Source organism: Maridesulfovibrio bastinii DSM 16055, from assembly GCF_000429985.1.
In the GTDB taxonomy this organism is placed as follows: Bacteria; Desulfobacterota; Desulfovibrionia; order Desulfovibrionales; family Desulfovibrionaceae; genus Maridesulfovibrio; species Maridesulfovibrio bastinii.
The window spans coordinates 146,869-168,630 of record NZ_AUCX01000009.1 but is presented as its reverse complement, the minus strand read 5'-3'; the positions used below and the strand labels follow the sequence as shown (position 1 = coordinate 168,630).

The window sequence follows — 21,762 nt, the reverse complement described above, 5'->3', positions numbered from 1 at the left end:
CCTAATCGCTCCCCAAACGGCGGATAAGAACCATACTGCGGCCGTCATCACTTATCTTTTTTTCGTGAGCATAACTGTCGATAATGAAAAGCCCGCGCCCGCAGACGGAATCAGGGTCAGGAAGATCCCAGTCTTCAGACTGCCAGTCCCAGGCCGCCCCGTTATGTTTGACATGGACCTCAACAGTGCTTCCGTTGCTGCACACAGTCACTTTTACTTCATGGTCGGTACAGTTGCTGCACCCGTGCAGAACGGCATTGTTGACGGCTTCCTGAAGAAGCAGCGAAATTTCAAACCAGTCACCCGCAGCAGGTGACATGCTTATTGAATCCATGAGTTTTTCGCAGGCCTGAGCAGAGCATTCAATATTGCCCTTGAATGATGCTTCAAGGCAGAAGAATCCCTCCAGCTCATGTTCAGCTTCATCAAGTGAGAAATCGCAGGCACCATGTTTACAGTTATCGCTCATCCCCATTACCATCTCCTCCCCAGCACTGACAGCCAGGAGTCGGGAATATATTGCCTCTGTTCAATTCCGACAGCATCCAGAGCAACTGGAACGCCATCCATAATTAAAGCATAAGGCTTCATCAGCCTCAACGGGTACTCACCTGCATAGCTGAATTTATTTTCTCTGCTTAAAATATGCATTTCCTCTTGAGGTGAGCGCCCGACAACAACTCCCTCCGGGAAAAAACCGGTCTCGGACAACTGACCGGGTATCGTCTCAAACATGGTTTTGCAGATAAAAACAAAATCTTCTTTCCATAAACTTTTATTCATACTCGGCAGAGTCTCGTTGGCAACAAAATCAAGCTTGTGTCCCCCAAGCATACCGTAAGCTTCCGGTCTCTTGGCATCTGTTACAATCACTCTCCCGGCAGCAAGGCCTGCAAGAACTTCATTTGTTCTCTCGCACACGGCCCGGTTACGCTCTATTCCTGCAAGTGAAATATTTTTGAATCCATTTCTTCCGGCCCGGACAAACATCGCAAGCATGAGGATTCCAGTACCGGAGCCGATATCAAGCCCTCTGAAAACATCCCCCGGCTCTGTTCGTCCTCCGGCTATGGCACTGAATATGTGAGCTGTTCTGGGGATATCACCAAGCATGCAGAGAGCAAATCCGTACGAGAGCAGAATTTTTCTCAGCTCAACCTTTTCATCAAGAACTTCACTGCCGAGCCTTCTGTGTGCGAACTGATCAAAAAGAAGGGTAACGTCTTCCAAGGACAGCTCTTTTTGTACTGAATCCGGATAAATGTAGGCGTAAAAAAACTTTACCAGAATATTAAGAACCAGAGCATCTGATAAGGGAGTACTGCCGTCTCCGGCCTCTTCAAGATCATCATCCAGTGAAGAGCGTCTGAAAATACCGTCTTTTAAAAGAAGATCTTTCATCGGGGGACGGTGCAAAAGCCTTAAACTGGCCTTTTTCACTATCTCGCCTGACATAACTTCCTCCATAATATTCTTACATCCGCACACAAAACAAATTCAGAGCCTGATATTACCCTTATTTGCCCTGTAAAGCCAACCTTAATTCAAACTATTGTCTAACATGCCATATTTAATTAGGATGCTCTCCGTCCGACTATCATTATACTGCTGATAGTTCACTACCCTAAGTTATGCAACTTCCTGTCTGAAACTATTCCATAAAAGTTTTATGACACAAAGAAGACTTGACCTTTGCGGAATTACTGATACCCCCTTCCGGGACGGGCCGCACTTGGTCGGCACAGCATAATACTTCATAATAATCATTATCCGAAAGGATTCAGGAATATAATATGCAAAACGAACTGGAACGCCAGATACAAAAAGAAGTTGAACGCAGAAGGACGTTCGGCATAATCAGCCACCCTGACGCCGGTAAAACAACACTGACTGAAAAACTGCTTCTCTTTGGAGGGGCTATTCAGATGGCCGGAACGGTAAAATCAAGAAAAGCCAACCGCCATGCAACATCCGACTGGATGAAAATGGAGCAGGAACGCGGAATTTCGGTAACAACTTCGGTTATGAAATTTCATTACAAGGACTATGAGGTAAACCTGCTTGATACTCCCGGTCACCAGGACTTTTCCGAAGATACCTACAGGGTTCTCACTGCTGTTGACTCGGCTCTTATGGTTATAGACAGCGCCAAAGGTGTTGAAAACCAGACCCGCAAGCTGATGGAAGTCTGCCGCATGCGTGATACTCCGATCATGACTTTCATAAACAAGCTCGACCGTGAAGGACTCGATCCTTTCGAACTGATGTCGGATATCGAAGAAACCCTTAATATTGAATGCGCTCCCCTGAGCTGGCCCATAGGTATGGGAAAAGACTTCAAGGGAACATATAATATCCACAAAAAGAAACTGCATCTTTTTTCAGCCACCCACAACGGAGGCATACAAAAAGGTGAAGTAATTGATGACATAAACAGTGAACACCTTGATGAGCTTATCGGCAGTGATAACGCTGAACAGCTGCGTGAGGAACTGGAACTGCTTGACGGAGCCGGTTATCCTTTTGACCGCCAACGCTATCTTGACGGAAAACAGACTCCGGTATTTTTCGGTAGTGCCATCAACAACTTCGGGGTTCAGGAAATGCTGGATTCATTTGTGGAACTTGCCCCGGCCCCGAGGCCGAGAGCGACCACAACCAGAGAAGTCTCCCCTCTTGAACCTGAATTTTCAGCAGTGGCTTTTAAAATTCAGGCCAATATGGACCCGGCCCACAGGGACCGTATTGCTTTTATGCGTATCTGCTCAGGGAAATTCACCCGCGGAATGAAAGTGCGCCACCATCGCATTAATAAAGAAATTCAGATTGCAAACGCCACCATATTCATGGCTCAGGACCGTACCGGAGTCGAAGAAGCCTGGCCCGGCGATATTATCGGTGTTCACAACCACGGAACCATAAAAATAGGTGATACCTTCAGCCAGAAGGAAGAGCTTAAATTTACCGGCATACCGAACTTTGCACCTGAACATTTCCGCAGAGTAATTCTGCGTGATCCCTTGAAAAGCAAACAGCTTACCAAGGGATTGCATCAGCTGGCCGAAGAAGGTGCCGTACAGTTGTTTAAGCCTCTCGGTAACAATGACAACATTCTCGGAGCTGTAGGAGTTCTGCAGTTTGACGTGATTATGTCCCGTCTTAAAAACGAGTATGGAGTCGAGGCCCTTTACGAACCGGTTGAATACTACACAGCACGCTGGATTTACTCAAAGGACAAAAAACAACTTGAGGGTATTAAAAAAAGATACCCCAGATTTGTGGCTCTGGACGGGGACGACAATCTTACTTTTCTCGCTCCCAGCCAGTGGAGACTCCAGCAGGCTGAAGAAGAATGGCCTGAAATATCTTTCAACAAGACAAGGGAACATCAATAACGAACATTTCCGGGGAAATGACGTTATTTTTTATTGCTGATGTGTAACGCTTCCGCAGATGGAGCAGTTATGTTACTCCTTAATAACGACTTCGGGGGCGGACACATATAATTCCCGGACAACATTTTATCCACCAGCCGCGAAGAAGGCCGCTCCAACTCGCGGTCTTCATTAATTGACTGTCTCGTTAATACAAATGGAAATACCTGAAAAATATAAAAGAAAGTTTAGCAAAGAGGAAATAAACGAACTCCCCCTACAGCAGTACGAGGGGGAAATTGTGCTTATAGATAAAGAAGAAGATGTCGCTGCAGCTATGCACGAAATCGGCAAAGAACCCATTCTCGGTTTTGATACTGAAACAAGACCGGCTTTCAGGAAGGGGGTATCCTACAACCCTTCTCTTATCCAGCTGGCAACAGCTCAGAGGGTCTTTCTACTTCATTTAAGCCATATCTCTTTTTCCGATGAAATTAAGGAAATCCTCTCTTCAGCCGATATCATAAAAACCGGAGTAGCCGTTGGCAACGATGTCAAAGAGCTTATTGCACTATCCCGTTTTTCTCCGGGAGGATTTCATGATCTCGGAGACCTTGCCCGTGGTCTGGGGATGCATACCTGCGGACTGAGGAACCTTGCCGCGAATCTGCTCGGTTTCAGAATTTCAAAAGGGGTACAATGCTCCAACTGGGGCCGCAAGGTGCTTACTTCACAGCAGATTATCTATGCTGCCACAGACGCCTGGATAAGCCGTAAAATTTATATGGAATTTTTAAAACTCGGGGTGATAAAAGAAGCCCCGGTTGAACCGGCCTGAATCAACCAGCAAATTTGAATCAAGGAACAGACAAACCATGAGATCCAGCAAATTCATACTCTCTGCCATCATTATTCTTACTCTGATCATACCATCCACTTCTTTTGCTCAGGTATGCTCCAATGCATTTGTCTCGGCGGCATCATCAATCTCTGCCGTCAGCAATTTTTCAGGTGAAAAAGGACTTTTTCTTGCTGTTCTTGATTCAAATAAAAAAACTGATGCAGTGAAATGCAAAACTGCGATAAAAAAAATTATGCAGAAGAAATCCGGTACCTGCGATTTTTCAGACTACCGGGTTGTAATTATCTACCAGAACTTTAATCGCGCCGGAGAAGGATTTCCAAAACCGGTTAAAGACAGTGACTTTGAAAAACTGCTTTATGCTTATGTCTACAGCCTCAATCCGGCTGATGTTCAGTCCAATCTCAAGGGTTATAGAGCTTTGCTGAAACTCAATCCCTCCAGCTCCTACTACAAGGCCCGGCTGGCCCACTATGAAGGCCGCAAAGAACTGCATCAGGCCCGCAAGGAATTCATCAGCAAGGCCATGAAGATGGCTGTTGTAGACAATACAATTATTGACATAAGGATGAACCGGGAATTCTGTTTTATAGTCACCGCCTCCGGTGATCCCATGAAAACCGCTGCGGCTTTTATAAATAAAGTTAAGGCTGAAGTCCCAGACATGAGTAAAGATCCCTGCATCTTTGTGTATGACAGCGATCTCAAAAAAGCTGGTGAAGCATGCCCTCAATGGACTGATTCGGAAAAAGCGGATCAGGAAGAAATGATTCTGCTTCTTTCTTATGTTAAAAGTCTTCCCGGTTTTGAACTGGAAAAAAATATGAACGGATACAAAGCATTATCAAAAATGCAGCCGAATTCATCATTCTTTAAAAATAAAATTAAATTTTACAGTAAGAAACTGCATGACCTTGAATCCTTTTCTCAAATTAAATCAGCTGCCGGAAACCCGGTATTTATAAAGCATGCCCGAAAAGGAGCTATCTACACTGTTGAAATTGACGACAATGCAGTCAAAGGTCTTGACGGCAAAGCTCTTGAAGCTTTCTACAATTCCATCAGTTCCTTTTATGAATTCAACGGGGCGGCTCTTAACAGATGTCTGGTTTCAGCCCATGGTCAGGTTGCCGGAACCATCACCTGCAATAAGAAAGGTCACTGCACATTTACGAAGCAGCGTTAGGAAGTCAGCACAACATAGACAGAGCCTACAACTATCAGGCTTAAAGCTCTGAGTATCTGATTGCAGCCCATAAGCTTCAGAGCCAGACGGCCATTGAATATGCCCGCATAATAAGGCAGCTGATGTCTAACGGCCCTCATGGGCGTTGAAAGTATATTACCCACTAGTAGGGCAATGACTATACCTCTTGGTGATAATGAACCGGCATGAAGAAGAGAACCTGCGGCCGCAAGACCGGCTGTGAATTCAGAAGCGATACTGAAAGCGATAATTCCCAGAGTCTGCGGATTGAACCATGTAAAAGAAGATAATCCTCCACTCAGATATCGCTCGAACCACTCAAAAAATCCGTAATGCTTTAAAAAGAAGAAGGCCGTATAAATGGGCACTGTAATGTAGACTATCTTAGGGAGTCTGCGTTTAAAACGCTTCCAGGCTTTCTGCAATACACTCTTTATGCTTGGTTTCTCAGTCTTATTCAGAATAGCATCAAGATCTCCGCTACTACCCTCACCTTCAAGGGAAAATCTACCCCAGAGGACCACGGCAACAGTTCTGAGACATGCCGCAGCAAAAGTAATTCCGACATATATAAAAGCGACATTACCGATAAAAGGAGCGGCAATGAAAAAGACCGTAGGCATGTGCAGAAAATATGTTGGGAGACTGTTAAAAAGATTGGAGACTATAAGCTCACGGTCATTTATGCGTCCGTTTTCATAAGCTTCGGAAAGCATTGAATTCGCGGCAATACCTGAAAAAAAAGCCAAAGCAAAACTTGCTCCGCTGATATCCTTGAGTCTCCCGGCCTTCACCAGAGGCTTTGCAAGTCTGCCCATGGCACGGGTCCACCTGAGACCTTCAACTATATTACCTACAAGCAATCCAAGGCTGATGAAAAAGATAAGCCTGACAAGAGGATATCCCAGCCCATGCCAGATCAGGGCCGGAGTTATAGCAGTTTCCATCTAATTAGTTCTCCAGCTGTCCGGGGAGACAAGCTTGAGCCCTTCCCCTTTTTTTTCGATGATATTCAGCAACAATAATTCCTCGCGGCCTTTATCATAATCTTCATCAGCGGCGTTCCAGCGTATTCTGCATTCATCTTCAAGCAGCACTGCCTGCTTCGCTCCCAATCCTTCAAGCAGGAGATAAAGGGAAGTCGCTTCCATTGAAAGATTCAAATCAAATATCCGTGTATCCACATGATCACCGTTTTTTAGTCGTTAAAATTCCATAAATAAAAATCAGGCTGATTTCTGTTTACTTATTGAGCATATCTTTAAATATGCGCAATTCATCAGCATTCATGTGATTTGTCTGCTCTGCTCCGGGAAAATCACCAACACTTACTTCTCTGCGATATTCAGAGATCGCTTCAATCGCATCTTCCCTGATATGGGCATATTTTTTAACAAATTTAGGCACAAACTTATCAAAAAGACCTAGAATATCATGAAAAACAAGAACCTGACCTGATGTTGACGGACCGGCTCCGATACCTATTGTCGGAATATCGAGCTTCTCGGTAATGACTTCCGCAACTTCAGCGGGAACGGCCTCAAGTACAATGCTGAAACAGCCTGCATCCTGAAGGGCCAGAGCATCTTCAAGGAGTCCGGCTGCGGCTTCAGCGGTTTTACCCTGAGCTTTAAATCCTCCAAAATTAGCCACATGCTGAGGGGTAAGCCCCAGATGACCCTGCACAGGTATACCGGCATTGACGATAGCTCTCACGTGTTCGCAGTAAGGCCTGCCGCCCTCAAGCTTCACAGCACGCACCCCGGTTTTCTGCAAAAACCTTCCGGCATTGCTGACAGCCTGAGAGACACTTTCGTGGTATGACATGAATGGCAGATCAGCCACAATCAAAGCTTTTGAAGCTCCTCTTGAAACAGCAGCGCAATGATGCAGCATATCTTCCATGGTAACGGCAAGGGTATCATCATAACCAAGCACAACCATGCCTAAAGAATCGCCGACAAGAATCATATCCACCTCAGCAGCATCCGCTATAAGGGCCGAGGGATAATCATAAGCCGTAATCATTGTTATTTTGCGCTGTCCTTTTAGGGCAGTGATGTCTGGAGCCGTAATTTTTTTCATTCTACCTCCGAAAATATAACGATAGCACCGGGGATGGATTTATCTATCAACTGGGAAAGGTCTGGCTTAGCAGGGAGCAACAGTTCCTGCAATGTCCGCACAAAGCACAAAAAGCCGCGCCCGAAAATCTCGGAACGCGGCTTTTTATATCCAAAACATACGGGATATTCAAAACAATGCACTATATGAAGACATTCAACATGGGGATAATAACTAGATAAAAAGAAGGGGTCTTCAATAAAAGTATAGGTAGCTAAAGCTCCTGCATAACCCAGACAACTCTTCCTATGACAACTTTGGACTGCTCTTCGACAGAAACAAAAAGTTCAGGATGCTGGTCATTCTCCGGGCGCAGTATAAAGCGGGACTTTTCAGGATCAAAAAAGACTCTGCGGATGACGACACCCTGATGGGGAACATGCACAGCATAGACATCGCCTGCCATGAGTCTCTTCTGGGTTTCATCAATGCCGACAAAAGCATTTCTTTTAACTATCGGCTCCATTGCAGAGCCCTCAGCTTTAACAACGATAAGGGACGTCCTGTAGAAAGTCTCAGGTATATTAAGCTCTCCAACCTGATAAGGCTCCCATACGTCTGAATCAGCATTTTCGCCGACCATGGATGAGACCATCACCACACGGCCTCTGGATTGAACCTGACCATAATGGGCTGTTGTTTCGCTTAAAATATTATCTGCGGCGACTTTACCTTTTTCAGGCTTGAGATAAACCGGCTCGATGCCTTCAGCCAGCCAGTCCGGGTTGAGACCATGAGTTTTGTATAATTTTATATACCACTCCGCGGGAATAGAACTGCGCCTTTTTGCATCTGAAATACTTGACTGTCTGATATCAAGAATTTCAGCCAGCTGAACCTGGGTTCTTGTCCCGGTAGCTTTTTTGATTCTTTCCAATGCCTCGTCAAACCATTTAGACATGTTAGACTACCTCCTGATAACCGTACTATATTTTATGTTTTACGGTCTGTCCTAACTGGTTCCCCAAAGCCTTGAAAACCCACGTCTAATGCGGGACGGCTCCATTCCCCTGTACCGGACCGGATATGACCTTCAATTTAGTTTAAAAAAATCTGAAGCTTCACAAAAATGCTGCCACTGACATCATGCTGCAAAGGAGCAGATTTACTTTAAACATTCTCTTAATTCTACGACAAACTATCTTTCTGCAACAGGTTGTAAATTATTAAATTGATCACGCAGTATCACTATGACATTAATGTCTTAATACCTCTTATAGATAAAATATCAGCCTGTTTAATATATAATCATTATTTGATAACGTTAAAAATAAATAAAAAAATAATATTATAGATTAAAATAAAGAGTTATTAGTGCATTTATCTACAATCAATAACATTTATTTGAACACAAATGATCAACTAGACATTTCTTAACAAACTATTTTTATTAAAGAAAGAGGATGATTGTGGTTAAATAAGCACAATTACCATTTTATTGAACACCTTTTAAAGTATAAGCGTATAATATATTGCAATACTGCTTATTAGATAGACACATTTATATAACATTATACATTGTTAATTTTAAACAATGCTGCCTAGATCATAAGGAAGAATAAAATAAAAATTATTCCCCCCTTCCTGCGCTTCATAACCGATGATCCCGCCATGAAGTTCAACCACCTGTCTTACAAAGAACAGTCCATGTCCTGAACCGTACTCCATGCTGGAATTATCTCCCCTGAATCCTGCCTTAAACAGACGTCCGCGATCATCAGCTGACAGATGCGGACCGGTTGTAAAGACATTCATCTTCAACCCGCACTTACCATCGCTGAAACAGCTTTCAAGATACTGCCAGCCGTAAGCAACAAACTTATCTATGCTGCCGTCATTGAAATATGCTTCTCTGGTATACTTTACTGCATTGGAAAACAGATTCGCGTAAACCTGTGAAAGCAATCCGACGTCTGCAACAATTCTGATTTCCTTATCAGGTACTCCACCCATACTAAGATCGATTCTGATACCGCGTTCCTGAAGTCTGCTGCGGTACCTTTCAACCTGCGGGGCAATTATCTGCTTAAAAAGATTACAGGGTCTTTTTTCAACAATATAACGCCCCTCTTCAAAATGCCGCCGCCTTAAAAGGGTTTCGAGAAAAAGGCTGGTCTGTTCATAGTGACTGTGTATTTCATTAAACTGCTCCACAAGGCTGGTATACATTTCATCAAGATCCTTTTTCAAAACATCAGGTTCAAGATCCTGAACCTTTTCACCGAGTTTCTTGATGTTTTCTATTTTATCCCGCAAGCGGTTATAAAACAGCTTAAAATACATATTAGGAACAATCACATTATGCCCCACATCCTTAACCAGATTGCGGACAAATTCTAAATGTTCCTGACCTTTTCTCCTAAGAAGCTTGCTGTGGAGCTGAAAACCCACCCTGTTGACATATTTTTCGAAAAAAAACATCTGATGTTCGCTCAAATCATCAACCGGATAGACTTCAAAACAGCCGATTATATCTCCCTCAGGCTTGAACGGGAGCTGGTCTATTATTTCGTGGTTTCCCCTAATAGGTACAAATAGATGTCCCCCTGTACATTCCATCTCAAGGGGGACTCTTATGCATACCGGGGAATCGTTTTCAGTGCTGCTTACCGGCTGATACTCATCTTTGCTCTGAGCCAGATACATTCTGCTGTCGATATTGAATAAAAGCTTGGGGACCATTGTGCTGACGCAAAAAAATTCTTCAAGAGAATCAAATTCCTGCGCGAGATCAAAAAAGATCATGAGGACTCTCTTCTCTGTAGCAGAGAAGCTGTACTCCCGATAATCATCCATCTTTTCATGCACTCTCTTCTGGATGAACTTTATCTGTTCTTCACCCGGAGCACTGGAAACCCTGAATCCGTCACTTAAATATGAATCGCTTTCAGTCGCTTTAACTTCAACACTGCTTTTGGAGTTGCTCATCTCATCACCCATCGGTAAAAAAGTATATATACACCGTTAACCATACTAAGAGTATAGAAAAGGAGCAAGCCGGAACTTATATTTCTGGCAAACTATCAGCATTTACGGATGCATCGTTTTATGAGAAAGTCCGCGCATAAAATCAAAGGTGAAAAAAATGGCCGAAATAATACTTATACAGATTTCCGGAGATGATCGTCCGGGTGTGACTTCCGCCCTGACCGGAGTACTCGCTTCCTATGGAGTCGATATACTGGATATAGGACAGTCCGTTATTCACAACCAGCTTATTCTTGGAATTCTGATCCGCATTCCTAAAGAATCAGAATCTGCTCCGGTAATTAAAGATGTAATGTTTAAAGGCTATGAACTGGGCGTTAATGTCAAATTCCGCCCTATTAAAGAAGATACATACGGCCTGTGGGTTTCAGAACAGGGCAAGCCGAGACACATTGTGACCCTTGTGGCCGACAGAATAACCGGAAAGCAGATTTCTAAAATAACCGGCATCATTGCTGAAAACGGCTTGAATATTGATATTATCAACCGCTTGTCAGGGAGAATTCCTCAGGACGGAGGACCCGCTCCACGTTATGCATGTGTAGAATTTTCAGTTCGCGGTATCCCCCATGAACTGGATAAAATCCGCTCGGCATTTCTTCAGATGGCCAGTGAAGATCAAGTGGATATTGCTCTTCAGGAAGACAATGCTTTCCGCCGCAACAGACGTATAGTCGCCTTTGATATGGATTCAACCCTGATCCAGACTGAAGTTATAGACGAGCTTGCAAAAGCCGCAGGGTCCGGCGAAGAAGTGAGCAGGATTACTGAATCAGCAATGCGTGGCGAAATTGATTTTCAGGAAAGTCTGAGACGCAGACTAAGGACATTAAAGGGTCTTGACGCCTCCATAATGGATAAAATAGCAGCCCAGCTTCCTATGACCGAAGGAGCTGAAAGACTCATCTCAAATCTGAGGAAGTTCGGATACAAAACAGCTATTATTTCTGGTGGATTTACATACTTCGGTGAGAATCTTAAGAAGAAGCTGGGTGTTGATTATGTCCATGCCAACAAGCTTATTGTCAGAGACGGCAAGCTTACCGGGGAAGTCGAAGGAGCTATTGTTGACGGTCCGCGCAAGGCCCAGCTTTTAAGAGAAATTGCGGATAAAGAGAATATAAGTCTACAGCAGGTTATAGCTGTCGGCGACGGAGCAAATGATCTGCCCATGCTCTCAATTGCCGGACTGGGGATAGCTTTCCATGCAAAACCCAAAGTAAAAAAAGGTGCCGGGCAGGCTATCTCGCACTATGGTCTTGATTCAATACTGTACCTGATCGGACTAAGGGATAGGGAAACAGATTAACCCTGCAAAAAAATACAATGTCACCGGCGGTTCATATGTAACCGGCCAAATACCGACCATGCAGAAGTATTACAGTCCCAGATTTTTAATACGATCTTCAGGGGTTATGATTTCGGTAACACGGAAACCGAAATTCTCGTTGATGACAACCAGTTCACCACGGGCGATCAGGCGATCTTCAACATACATATCAAGCGGCTCACCCGCCAGTTTATGAAGCTCAATAACAGTTCCCTGACCGAACTGAATAATTTCATTCACCAGTAGTTTGGTTCTGCCCATTTCGACTTTTACATCAAGTGGGATATCTAAAATTCTTTTCAGCCCATCATCTGCTGCCACTTTATAATGCTCCGCTTAATTTAATTGATTTGTCTGTCAGCCTACTACATTCCAGTAAAAACAGCCAGTAAAACCGCTTTACTTGACCAAAGACAGTCTCACGCCTTTTTCTCTATCCTGCTCAAGTGCAACTATCTTATCGGCACTTCCCGCAAAAAGATCGAGGGGGTGATGGCTTATTACCAAAACCTGAAAACCGAGCCGCCCGGCAATAAGGCTGATCAGATTCATAAATCTGGGTACAAGATCAGGTCTGAGCCAGCAGTCCTGCTCATCAAGAACCAGAAAAGGCCTGTGCTGCTCCGGGTCCAGCCTTGAAAGGGCTATAAGCCGCAATCCCACAGAAAGGATATTGCACACGGACCCGCCCTGACCGACCATAATATCCTCCGGCCCTCCGTCATTCATAATCTGAAAATCAACCTGAATTTTGCGGTCGCGGATTGAAGGCTCGGCTTTTACCTCACGTTCCTGTCCCAAAATCTCTCTAATGGCGTGGGTTAGATTTGTCTGCAATTCTTCAAGCAGTTCACCGAACAACGACTTAGAGAGTTCTTCAAGCTTTTCTCCGGCAACAGGAGCAAGGCTTAGAAAAGCACTATTTTCCTCAAGCTCAAGCAGGTTGCGCTTATACTCATCAACTCTGGCTGCGGCTGAGGCACTCAACCTGTCCGCTCTGCGTTCCAAAGCTTCAAGGTCAGGAAGTTCGTGTAAAGAATCCACCTCTACTGTCCGCCCTTTTCCAGCTCACTCAGTCCGGTATTTATAGAAATAATGTGCTCTCTGTATTCAGCGACAAGACGCTCATTTTCAGCCCTCTTGTCATTAAGGAGTTTAGTCAACTCCTCAGGATCGGAAGTCCCGTATTCAGTTCTGGCCTGTTCCTCCAGCTCGCCAAGCTGCCTGTTGAGATTGTCCAGATTCTGCTCGGTTCTCACTTTATCTTCACGTAATTTTTCATACTGCTTTTTAAGCTCTGCCAGTTCTCTTTCAAGGGCAAGATCATGCTGATGATCATTATTCTGCATTTGTAACCTCTTTATATAGTTTCCAGATTAAATCGGATTCAGGATCTTCAGGATTCAAATTTTCTGTTAAAAACTGTTTCAGCCCGGCCCCCTCACTTGTCCTTTTCCAGGCCAGTCTTTCGAGGCCGCGCAAAAAACCGGATTCGCTCAAAGGCACCTGAGCCTCTTCCGGAGGAAAATCCTGATCAGGAAAAACATCGTAAAAATCCTTATGCGGAACGGTCCATTTTTCAAGATCATCAATTCCCGGTTTCCAGATTGAGGCTTGCGGGATCTTTTCCAAAGCTCCCCGGCAAAAAACCATTCTGGTTATATTTCCGGGGTTGGCCCATGTGGTGGAACCTTTTTTTACAGTATCCTTGGGTCTATGAATGTGACCGTTGATAACCCAGTCGATTCCCGGAATATCTTTGATGGAATAATGCGGCTTTTCGTAATCGGGAAAAGCGATATTATGATGGGTAAGCCAGAGCACACTCACCAGCCCTTCTTCACGCTCATAAGACTTAGGAATTGGAAAACCGTCCGGAGCTGCCCCGATCAGAGCATTGCCTTGATCAGTCTGCAAAATAAACTGCTCACCGGGTTCATTCATGAGTCTTATGACTCCTGCAACCTCCAGCACGGCAAGGGAAACATCGCTGGTAAAACGGGCCTGATATTTATCATGGTTCCCGACAAGAATGAACGGCCGGTAATCTCTGAACAGCTCAATAAGATCCACAAGCAGTTTATTGGGGTTTTCTCTGGGCCAGTGAAAAAGATCTCCCAGAAAAACAGGCACAAGACCGCGCTTTGCGGATTCTTTCAGACAGGCTTCAATCTTATCAAGAATATCCGCACAATAGCTGTTAAGCCTCTGCCCCGGAGGGTTTGCTGCAACATGAGGGTCCGCAACGAGGAAAAGTCCGTTGCCTTTAACAGAACCATATCTGGGTTTCATTACTTGGAATCCTCCATGAACCTGTCAGCATCAAACTCAGCTCCGCACAACGGGCATTGTCCTTCGACACTAAGACGCTCCCTGATTACAGACTCAAGTTCAGCTCTATTTTTTTCCAGACCTTCAAGTCTGGTTCTCTCCTTAGACATAGCAGATTTAACTTTATTAATTCTGCTAGTTATATTTGAGAGACCGGAAACATCGAACAATTCAGGTGGAACCGGAATGTCTTTCAACATTTCAGCCCTGCGCCCGACACGATCCCTGAAAAGTTTCGCTTCTAAAACTTTGCGGATCATTGTTGAAATATTATGCGTATTAAATATTTCCGGAGGCATAAAAAGGTTATCAAGCCTTTTTTTACGCAGATTAAAAACATTAAGCGATTTTGAAATGCGTGTGCTGTTGTCAATTGTAGAAGCAAGTTTATAAGAATCAAAAAGTTCCGGAGGACTTCCAATCTCCTGCAACACAGCTGCTCTGGATTTAGACTTTTTCAATTGTGCGGATAGTGAAACCAGACTGGATGAAACCTGTTTCAAATTCGCAATCTGAAACAACTGCGGAGCCGGTGAAGCCTTATCAAGCAATTCAATTCTTCCGGCAGACTTAAGTGAAGCACTTTTCAACAGTTCGAACCGGGATAATATTTTTTCAATTACCGGAAGACTTCTTTTATGAGCATCCAGCTGTACTTTGATTTCACGGGCGGTTTCCAGTTCAAGTTCAACATCCGGCAGGGTCTGCATGGCATCGAGTTCGGAGCATATTTCCTGCATCCGAACTTCAATTTTCCTGTTATCCCTCTTGGCATCCTTGATTTTAGCTTTCAGCTCTGTCTGCATTGCCAGCAAATGCGCAGCCTCGGATGAAGCCGCAAAGAACTGGGCCGCAACTCCGGAAGACTGATCGAGAAGAAATACCGGACTACGCTGATTACCAATATGGACATCAAGTGAATTCCCCGCCTCAAGCGGAACAGGGTTCAGGCGGATAAGCTCAAGTATATCCTCAGGTGGTTTACGTCCGAATTTAGCATAAACTTCCGGTTCTTCCTGATCTTTGGAGCGATAGACTTCATAGCGGGCATGACCTTTTTCACGAATCCAGATAACTCTGACATCATTTTCAAGCTCAAGCTCAACTTTGGCTTTTTTAGCCCCGTGGCGGATAAAATTTTTAGGAGCGGGATTCGTGGCAATACAGCGCAAGGCCTCAACAATAGAAGATTTACCACTGTTATTAGGTCCGGTAAGAACAGTTACGCCCTCATCAAACTCCAACTCGGTGGAACCGTGGGCAAGAAAATTTTCCAGACGAATTTTTTTAATCATCTACATAAAATCCCGTATTCAATTTTAACAAGCCTGCTTTATATATACCCTGTTAAGGATTGCAGCTGCTCTTTTTTTCAAGGAATGGACAAAAATCCAGAGAATGAGGATTAGGACTGGAACTCATATCATCATCTCTGTAGAGGATAAGCGGTGATTCAATTACAAGCCCGTTTTTACCGTTTTTAACAGCTTCTACCAGAACAATTTTAGAATGGTCGCCAGACCTTCCGTGACAAAATCTGATCCTTTTAGGTTCAAGCCGGTATTTTCTAAAAAACTCCACAAGTTCAAGCACCCTCTCAGCCAGAAAAACAAAACAAACCCGTCCGCGCCCTTTTGCCGCGTAAGCGGCCGTTCTCACGAAATCTTCAAGAGAGGCTTTCTCCTCGAATCTGGCACATTGTTTTCCTTTATCAACACATTCACGCCCCCGTCCTTTTTCCCTGAACGGAGGGTTCGAGACAACAAGGTCAAAACTTTCAGGTTCAAGCAGAGTCTTTTCCCTCACATCCCCCTCAATGACCCTGAAAACATCTTCAAATCCGAGATTTTTAATATTGGTACGAACTGCTTCCAGCATCTCAGGATTACTTTCAAGCCCGCACAAATGAATGTTCTTATCCTGATTATGCAAAAAAAGACCTATTGGGATAACCCCGCACCCAGTGCCAAGGTCTAAAATTCTGGCCTTATTACCCGGCACTGCAAAACAACTTAAGAGAAGTGAATCCACAGAAAATCTGAAACCGTTTTCAGGCTGCACCAGACCTTTGGGGTAGTGTTTCCGGTTCTCACTGCAATCCGGCATTACCCTCTCCTAAGCTTTCTGCGAAAAGCTGAAACAAGCATAACAGCTTCTTCACTTTTTAAAAGATACGAGCCAAAGCCATACACAGCCATCCATAAGGGTATGAGAGCAAACCACAACCAGTGAGACTGTGGACCGTAATACGCTCCAGCACCTATCAGAGCGCTAAGTAAAAGGCTTTTAAAGGCACCGGACCAGCATATCGGGATATGCTTTATTTTGCGGTTTATAAAAAATGAAAGCAGAAGGCAGTTAACAGCCGATGAGATGGAAACAGCCATTGCCAGTCCGACATGAGCAAAGCTCTGCATAAGAACATATCCTGCCCCGACATTTATCAACAGGCAGACTATGGCTATTTTTACAGGTGTTTTGGTATCTTCAAGAGCGTAGAATGCCGAGACAAGGGGTCTGCTCATCGCAATAAAAGGAAGTCCTGCGGAATATGCAACAAGGGCCATTGCCGTGGCCCTTACAGCCTCAACCGTAAATTCTCCTCGCTGAAACAATAAAGCTATAAGCGGATGGGCCAACGCAATGAGACCGGCCATAGCCGGAAGGCTGATAAAAAGTGTCAGGCCGATGGTCATTTTTAGTGTTGAAGCGAATTCATCACTCCTGCCCTTGGCTGCAAGGACGGAAAGACTGGGAAGAGCGGCTGTCCCCACAGCAATACCGAACACTCCGAGCGGAAACTGGACAAGCCGGTCGGCATAATACAGATACGAAACACTGCCGACCTTCAAAAAAGAAGCAAGCAATGTCCCTAAAACAATGTTTATCTGATAGACGGCAGCTCCGAGAACAGTGGGCAGCATCAGGCGGCCCATTCTGCGAACACCGGAGTTTTTGAAACTCCAGGTGCCGAACCACGAAAGCCCCATTCTTTTTAAAAAAGGTTGTTGCAGACTCCATTGCAGAAAACCGCCGATGAGCACTCCCCATGACATGCTCACAGCAACGCTGTAACCGCAGTAATACCCTGCCAGTGAAGCTCCTATCAAAGAGAGGTTTAAAACGCATGGAGCAAGTGCAGGAGCCAAAAAATGCCCCCTGCTGTTAAGGATGCCCATACACAGGGCAACACCGCAGATGAAAATAACGTATGGAAAGCAGATACGGACCAGATGAACAGTAAGCGTCATCAGTTCAGGATTACGCTCAAAACCGGGAGCAATTAATCTGGTCAAAGGGCTTGCACCAAAATAAACAGCAATTGAAATCAGACCAAGTATTGCAACCAGCCAGCGCAGGGCCGACCGGGCCATATCTCCGGCAGCCTGATCACCTTTTTCCGCTCTGACTCTGCTGAAAACAGGCACAAACGCCATTGTCAGCGAACCTTCCCCGAAAAGACGACGCATCAGATTAGGAATCCTGAATGCCACAAAAAAGGCGTCAGCCGGGAGTCCTGCCCCAAGGGTATAGGCCACAATAAGATCGCGAACAAATCCAAGTATGCGTGAAAGAAGTGTAGCTCCGGCAACAATCGAAGCATTGCGCACTATTTTACGCGATTCAGTATTCATTTCCCGCAGCCTCCGGCGGCCTGAATTTTCCATTAAAGCAAAATCAGAAGGTCAAATTATTAAAACATGCGCAAAGCCTAAGCCTTAACGAATCAGCAGCAAATTTCAATCAACTGCAAAGTCCGGTGCATATCCGGTTTTCAACAGCGGCTGTTAATCGTGCAGCTTCTGACACTTGTTGCAGTAAGTTGAAGTCCTACCGGCAACAGTGGAACAATCAAAGTGCTCACCGCAACAGGGGCAGAGTTCGCCCTTTTTGCCGTAGACTTGAAAACTGTTCTGAAAACTTCCGGCATCACCGCCGGAATCAACATAATCCCTGATGGAACTGCCGTTTTCACGGATGGACTGCTTCAAAACCTTCTGTAACTCTACAAAGAGTTTGACCAGACTCTCTTTTGAAAGATCACAGGGTTTGGCTGTCGGATGTATTCCAGAACGGAAAAGGCTCTCATCAGCATAAATGTTGCCTATCCCGGCAACAACGGACTGGTTGAGCAGTAAGGATTTAATACGTGCCTTTTTGCCCGCAACAATCGCGGCAAGCTCTTCCGGATCTGTTTCAAGCGGTTCGGGGCCGAGGTTGCGGTAAAAATCCCAATCCTCAAGCTCTTCATCCATAAGGACTCTAACTTCTCCGAACTTGCGGGTGTCGTGAAATTCGATGCATCCGCCGTCTGTAAGACCGAAGATAAGCCTTGTATGCTTTTGCGGATCAACCATGGTTTCATGGGTGATGACTCTTCCGGTCATTTTGAGGTGGAAAATCAGATGCAGATCATCGCCAAGGTCCATAATCAGCAACTTTGCCCTGCGTCTGACTCTTTTAATAGGTTTGCCGGCTACGCGGGAAGCAAAAACATGCCACGGCATTTTAATTGAGCCATGGTTGTAGATTTTAACAGATTCAATGGTTTTATTTTCCAGAAATTTTGCAAGACCTCTGGAAATAACTTCAACTTCAGGTAATTCTGGCATTTTATAAATCTCTATTTGTCAGCGGATGAACCCGGATGACCTAATTTTCCGACATTAATATCAAATGTATCATCACCGCGTTCAACTTTAAAAACAAGCGGCTTGTTTTCCTTATGGGCCTTCATGCCTCCAAGGTGCATGGAACGCATGGAAACCATGGGTACAGACTGAACTTCACAAATAACATCTCCCGGTCTCATCCCGGCAAGATCAGCTCTGGAACCTCTATCTACTTTGGTGACAACGGCTTTGCCGAAACGCATCTCAACCTTCATACCGAGTCGGCTTTTGTAGGCAGGAGGACAATAAAAGAAAGCGTCACCGGCTTTAGAATAAAATTTGTCACCGCGCCACGGCACCAGAAGCATAATTCTGGCTTGCGGATCAAATGTTTTGATCCGTTTTGAGATTCCCCAGCCGTTTTCAACATGCCCGTCACCGGCAAGAATAATTACCGGGGTTCCGGCCTGACGGCGAAGCTCAACCGCCTTCTCAGCCATGGCAGTATCCCATAATGACTGAATCAGAATAAACTGGTGAACCTGCTCAAGGTTATCCGCATCACGATTTTCGTGCATGGCGATAATACCAAGCAAAGCCTGCTGCTGTTCTTTGGAGGACATTTGAACTTTTTCCGGCAGCATGGCCCTTTCTTCAGGACTCAGACCATCCAGCCCTTTCTCGCGAATTTTACGAACAAAGGAAAAGGGAAAATTCAATGCTCCAAGTGTCAGGTGCCTTTCTTCAGCCAGTCTGAAAACAGGTTCAAACAGGGAAAAATCATATCCCCAGTTTTTATCCCACTTCAATGCAGCGGCTATTTTATCAAGCGGAATCTGGCCCAGATTATAGCGGTTCAAAGTATCCTGAAAGGTTGTATCCACCATTTCAAGTCCTATTGAAACCCGGCGCCCGTTTCGTGAAAGACGGTCTACCATCTCTGCTTGAATTTTATGATCACAGGACATTTTATGCCCTTCGCCGATCAGCAGATAATCTGCCTTTTCAGCCAGAGCTACAACCTGATCCGGACTTAATCTGTCGCCCGAAGAGCTTACAAAATCCCCTGAACACGGCAAAAATGAAACATCCATTGCCGGTACAGGCTTTTTTGCACATCCGGCGGCCAGAACCAGAAAAAAAATCGCGCAGAGAGCTGCAAAGCTCCCCGCACGATTTAGATTTTTTTTATGATGCATCAGTGATCCCGGATTAATCCCAGGTTCTCTTGTCCTCAATAGGTCTGATCTGCGGGGGAAGTGATCCTGGAGTCAGAACCTTGAGCATGGGACGAAGTTTGATTTTTTCACGGAATGTATGCAGCAGCTCTTCTTCTCTGGAGAAATCTGAAACCTCAATATTGAGGGTCATTTCATCAATTCCGCCGGGGTTGGTAACTTCAATCTGCCAGCGTTTGACTTCTTCAAAGTGAGCCATAACCTGCTCAACCTGATGGGGGTAAACGAACATTCCCTTGATGCGTGCAGTTGTATCAACACGGCCGACAATATTTCCAAGTCTTGGGGTTGTACGTCCGCAGGCACACGGAGTGCGGTCTATATATCCGAGATCGCCTGTAGCAAGCCTGATAAGCGGATATGTTTTATTGAAGGCGGTGATTACAATTTCACCGACTTCACCGTCTTTCAACGGAATTCCGGTATCGGGATGGCAGATCTCAACATATGCGCGGTTGGTGATGTGCAGGCCTGTTTTATGGAAACATTCGTAACCGATGCAGCCTACATCAGCAGTGCCGTAGCCCTGACGCATAATAAGATCAAATTTCTTTTCAAGGCTGGAACGCAGCTTTTCAGAAAATTTTTCCCCGGTAACAAAAGCTACTTCAAGGAAAAGATCTTTACGCAGGTTAAGGCCGCTCTCTTCAGCTTTCTGAGCCAGATGGCTGAGATAGCTTGGAGTTCCAACATATCCTGTAACCCTGAGTTTCTGCATGATCTCAATCTGGCTGTTGGTGCTTCCGGGTCCGGCAGGAATAACAGCACAGTTCAGATTTCTCAGCGGCTCTTCAAACATAAGGCCGGCAGGTGCAAGATGGTAGTTAAAAGTGATCTGTGAAACATCACCGGAGCGGAAACCGGCAGCATAAAAGCCTTCAGTCCATCCCCAGTAATCTTCACTGCGGTCTTCAGGATCAAAAATAGGTCCGGGAGAGAGAAAAATACGACGAAGCTCGCCAAGGTCTTTGGTAAGGAGACCACCAAGTCTCGGTCCCATGGACTGCAAAAAGATAAGCTCTTTCTTCTTAAGAATGGGTATATGTTTCAGATCGGAAAGATCTTTAAATTTGTCGACCTGAAATTGCGCCCGGTCAAAACGCTTTTTCACATCTTCGGAGTAGCGGTAGGCATAGGAAAGAAGTTCTTTCAGCTGCAAAGTGCAGTATTGACGCCTTTCACCTTCATCCAAAACCTCGCGCCGGCTATATATGCCTTCTGTGCGGTCTTTACGGGTCATTTATAAGGTTCCTCCAGAAAAATTTACTGCGTGAAATTAAAACGCTATTCACACATTCTTGCATTTATAATTAAGCAAATTGAATTTGTCAACATACAATAACAAAAATACAATTAAATCAATATATTAAATACATAAAGCACTCTTTGGCCCAAACAGGCTGGAATTATGTATTGAATAATTAAAATCACTTTTTTCCCGTTTTTTTAAAAAAAAGTAACTTTTTTTATTTTTTCGCTTGACAGTATCGGCTGTGCTCGATAAACAGTTCTCCACTTGAGCGCGGGAGGGCCGTTAACTCAGTCGGTAGAGTATCTGCCTTTTAAGCAGAGAGTCGCTGGTTCGAACCCAACACGGCCCACCATCAAGCAACCGAAAAGCACAGCCTCGATATCGAAAGATATCGAGGCTTTTTCATTTCCAGTGACTAAAAAAGCCTGCGCTGAATTTAAAAT

The 21,762-nt window shown here is 44.8% G+C and carries 20 protein-coding genes, 1 tRNA gene and 1 pseudogene; 5 read left to right on the top strand and 17 right to left on the bottom strand.

Translation table 11 applies throughout. From position 1 onward, the window contains the following. Position 1: 1 nt before the first annotated feature. Positions 2-469, bottom strand: a complete 468-nt coding sequence (locus G496_RS0105260) for an ATP-binding protein (protein WP_169725734.1) — start codon at positions 467-469, stop codon at positions 2-4. 5 nt (positions 470-474) lie between these two features. Then, positions 475-1,455, bottom strand: a complete 981-nt coding sequence (locus G496_RS0105255; RefSeq protein ID WP_245577866.1) for an SAM-dependent methyltransferase — start codon at positions 1,453-1,455, stop codon at positions 475-477. A 350-nt stretch (positions 1,456-1,805) separates the two neighbouring features. On the opposite strand from G496_RS0105255, the gene G496_RS0105250 reads away from it, so the two are divergent. The 3 genes from G496_RS0105250 to G496_RS0105240 all read left to right on the top strand — a co-directional run bounded on the left by G496_RS0105250 (position 1,806) and on the right by G496_RS0105240 (position 5,422). Beyond that, positions 1,806-3,395: a peptide chain release factor 3 gene (locus G496_RS0105250; protein ID WP_027178360.1), complete on the top strand. Its 1,590-nt coding sequence runs from the start codon at positions 1,806-1,808 to the stop codon at positions 3,393-3,395. Positions 3,396-3,675: 280 nt separating this feature from the next. Beyond that, positions 3,676-4,212, top strand: a complete 537-nt coding sequence (locus tag G496_RS0105245) for a 3'-5' exonuclease (protein ID WP_342665374.1) — start codon at positions 3,676-3,678, stop codon at positions 4,210-4,212. Positions 4,213-4,249: 37 nt separating this feature from the next. Beyond that, positions 4,250-5,422, top strand: coding sequence for a hypothetical protein (locus G496_RS0105240; RefSeq protein ID WP_027178358.1), 1,173 nt, complete (start codon positions 4,250-4,252; stop codon positions 5,420-5,422). Here the strand turns inward: G496_RS0105240 and G496_RS0105235 are convergent. From G496_RS0105235 to G496_RS0105215, 5 genes are all read right to left on the bottom strand, one after another. Continuing rightward, positions 5,419-6,390: a membrane protein gene (locus tag G496_RS0105235; RefSeq protein WP_027178357.1), complete on the bottom strand. Its 972-nt coding sequence runs from the start codon at positions 6,388-6,390 to the stop codon at positions 5,419-5,421. The two genes, G496_RS0105240 and G496_RS0105235, sit on opposite strands and share 4 nt — an antisense overlap. After that, complete coding sequence (locus tag G496_RS0105230; RefSeq protein ID WP_027178356.1) at positions 6,391-6,606, bottom strand: hypothetical protein; 216 nt, start codon at positions 6,604-6,606, stop codon at positions 6,391-6,393. 79 nt (positions 6,607-6,685) lie between these two features. After that, positions 6,686-7,528: a 3-methyl-2-oxobutanoate hydroxymethyltransferase gene (panB, locus tag G496_RS0105225; protein ID WP_027178355.1), complete on the bottom strand. Its 843-nt coding sequence runs from the start codon at positions 7,526-7,528 to the stop codon at positions 6,686-6,688. Positions 7,529-7,781: 253 nt separating this feature from the next. After that, the gene (locus G496_RS0105220) at positions 7,782-8,468 is read right to left on the bottom strand and encodes a LexA family transcriptional regulator (protein ID WP_027178354.1); all 687 of its coding nucleotides are present in this window, start codon (positions 8,466-8,468) and stop codon (positions 7,782-7,784) included. A 626-nt stretch (positions 8,469-9,094) separates the two neighbouring features. After that, positions 9,095-10,495, bottom strand: coding sequence for a sensor histidine kinase (locus G496_RS0105215; RefSeq protein ID WP_027178353.1), 1,401 nt, complete (start codon positions 10,493-10,495; stop codon positions 9,095-9,097). Between the two features lie 157 nt (positions 10,496-10,652). Between G496_RS0105215 and serB the strand changes: the two genes are divergently transcribed. Continuing rightward, positions 10,653-11,864: a phosphoserine phosphatase SerB gene (gene serB, locus G496_RS0105210; RefSeq protein WP_027178352.1), complete on the top strand. Its 1,212-nt coding sequence runs from the start codon at positions 10,653-10,655 to the stop codon at positions 11,862-11,864. Between the two features lie 69 nt (positions 11,865-11,933). Here serB and fliN read toward each other — a convergent pair. From fliN to G496_RS0105160, 10 genes and pseudogenes are all read right to left on the bottom strand, one after another. Continuing rightward, positions 11,934-12,179 (bottom strand): annotated as a pseudogene (fliN, locus tag G496_RS18895) (flagellar motor switch protein FliN); the annotation flags it as partial. Positions 12,180-12,284: 105 nt separating this feature from the next. Beyond that, positions 12,285-12,929 (bottom strand): AAA family ATPase, encoded by a 645-nt coding sequence (locus tag G496_RS0105200; RefSeq protein WP_027178351.1) that lies wholly within the window; start codon positions 12,927-12,929, stop codon positions 12,285-12,287. 2 nt (positions 12,930-12,931) lie between these two features. After that, positions 12,932-13,234, bottom strand: a complete 303-nt coding sequence (locus tag G496_RS0105195; RefSeq protein ID WP_027178350.1) for a hypothetical protein — start codon at positions 13,232-13,234, stop codon at positions 12,932-12,934. After that, entirely contained in the window at positions 13,224-14,177 is a 954-nt protein-coding gene (locus G496_RS0105190; protein WP_027178349.1) for a metallophosphoesterase, read from the bottom strand. Before G496_RS0105190 ends, G496_RS0105195 begins: the two co-directional genes overlap by 11 nt. Beyond that, positions 14,177-15,511, bottom strand: a complete 1,335-nt coding sequence (locus G496_RS0105185; RefSeq protein WP_027178348.1) for an AAA family ATPase — start codon at positions 15,509-15,511, stop codon at positions 14,177-14,179. The genes G496_RS0105190 and G496_RS0105185 overlap by 1 nt, the downstream gene beginning before the upstream one ends. Before the next feature lie 52 nt (positions 15,512-15,563). After that, on the bottom strand, positions 15,564-16,322 hold the full coding sequence (locus G496_RS0105180; protein WP_027178347.1) for a tRNA1(Val) (adenine(37)-N6)-methyltransferase: 759 nt from the start codon (positions 16,320-16,322) through the stop codon (positions 15,564-15,566). Continuing rightward, positions 16,322-17,851: a murein biosynthesis integral membrane protein MurJ gene (murJ, locus tag G496_RS0105175; protein WP_027178346.1), complete on the bottom strand. Its 1,530-nt coding sequence runs from the start codon at positions 17,849-17,851 to the stop codon at positions 16,322-16,324. Before murJ ends, G496_RS0105180 begins: the two co-directional genes overlap by 1 nt. 153 nt (positions 17,852-18,004) lie before the next feature. After that, a complete protein-coding gene (mutM, locus tag G496_RS0105170) occupies positions 18,005-18,829 on the bottom strand; it encodes a bifunctional DNA-formamidopyrimidine glycosylase/DNA-(apurinic or apyrimidinic site) lyase (protein WP_027178345.1) in 825 nt (274 codons plus the stop codon). Between the two features lie 11 nt (positions 18,830-18,840). Further along, positions 18,841-20,028, bottom strand: a complete 1,188-nt coding sequence (locus G496_RS18890; RefSeq protein WP_051294840.1) for a ChaN family lipoprotein — start codon at positions 20,026-20,028, stop codon at positions 18,841-18,843. A 13-nt stretch (positions 20,029-20,041) separates the two neighbouring features. Continuing rightward, positions 20,042-21,307 carry a phenylacetate--CoA ligase family protein gene (locus G496_RS0105160; RefSeq protein WP_027178344.1) on the bottom strand — a complete coding sequence of 422 codons (1,266 nt, stop codon included), beginning with the start codon at positions 21,305-21,307 and terminating at the stop codon, positions 20,042-20,044. Between the two features lie 288 nt (positions 21,308-21,595). On the opposite strand from G496_RS0105160, the gene G496_RS0105155 reads away from it, so the two are divergent. Next, a tRNA-Lys gene (locus tag G496_RS0105155) sits at positions 21,596-21,671 on the top strand. The last annotated feature ends 91 nt before the right edge of the window (positions 21,672-21,762 follow it).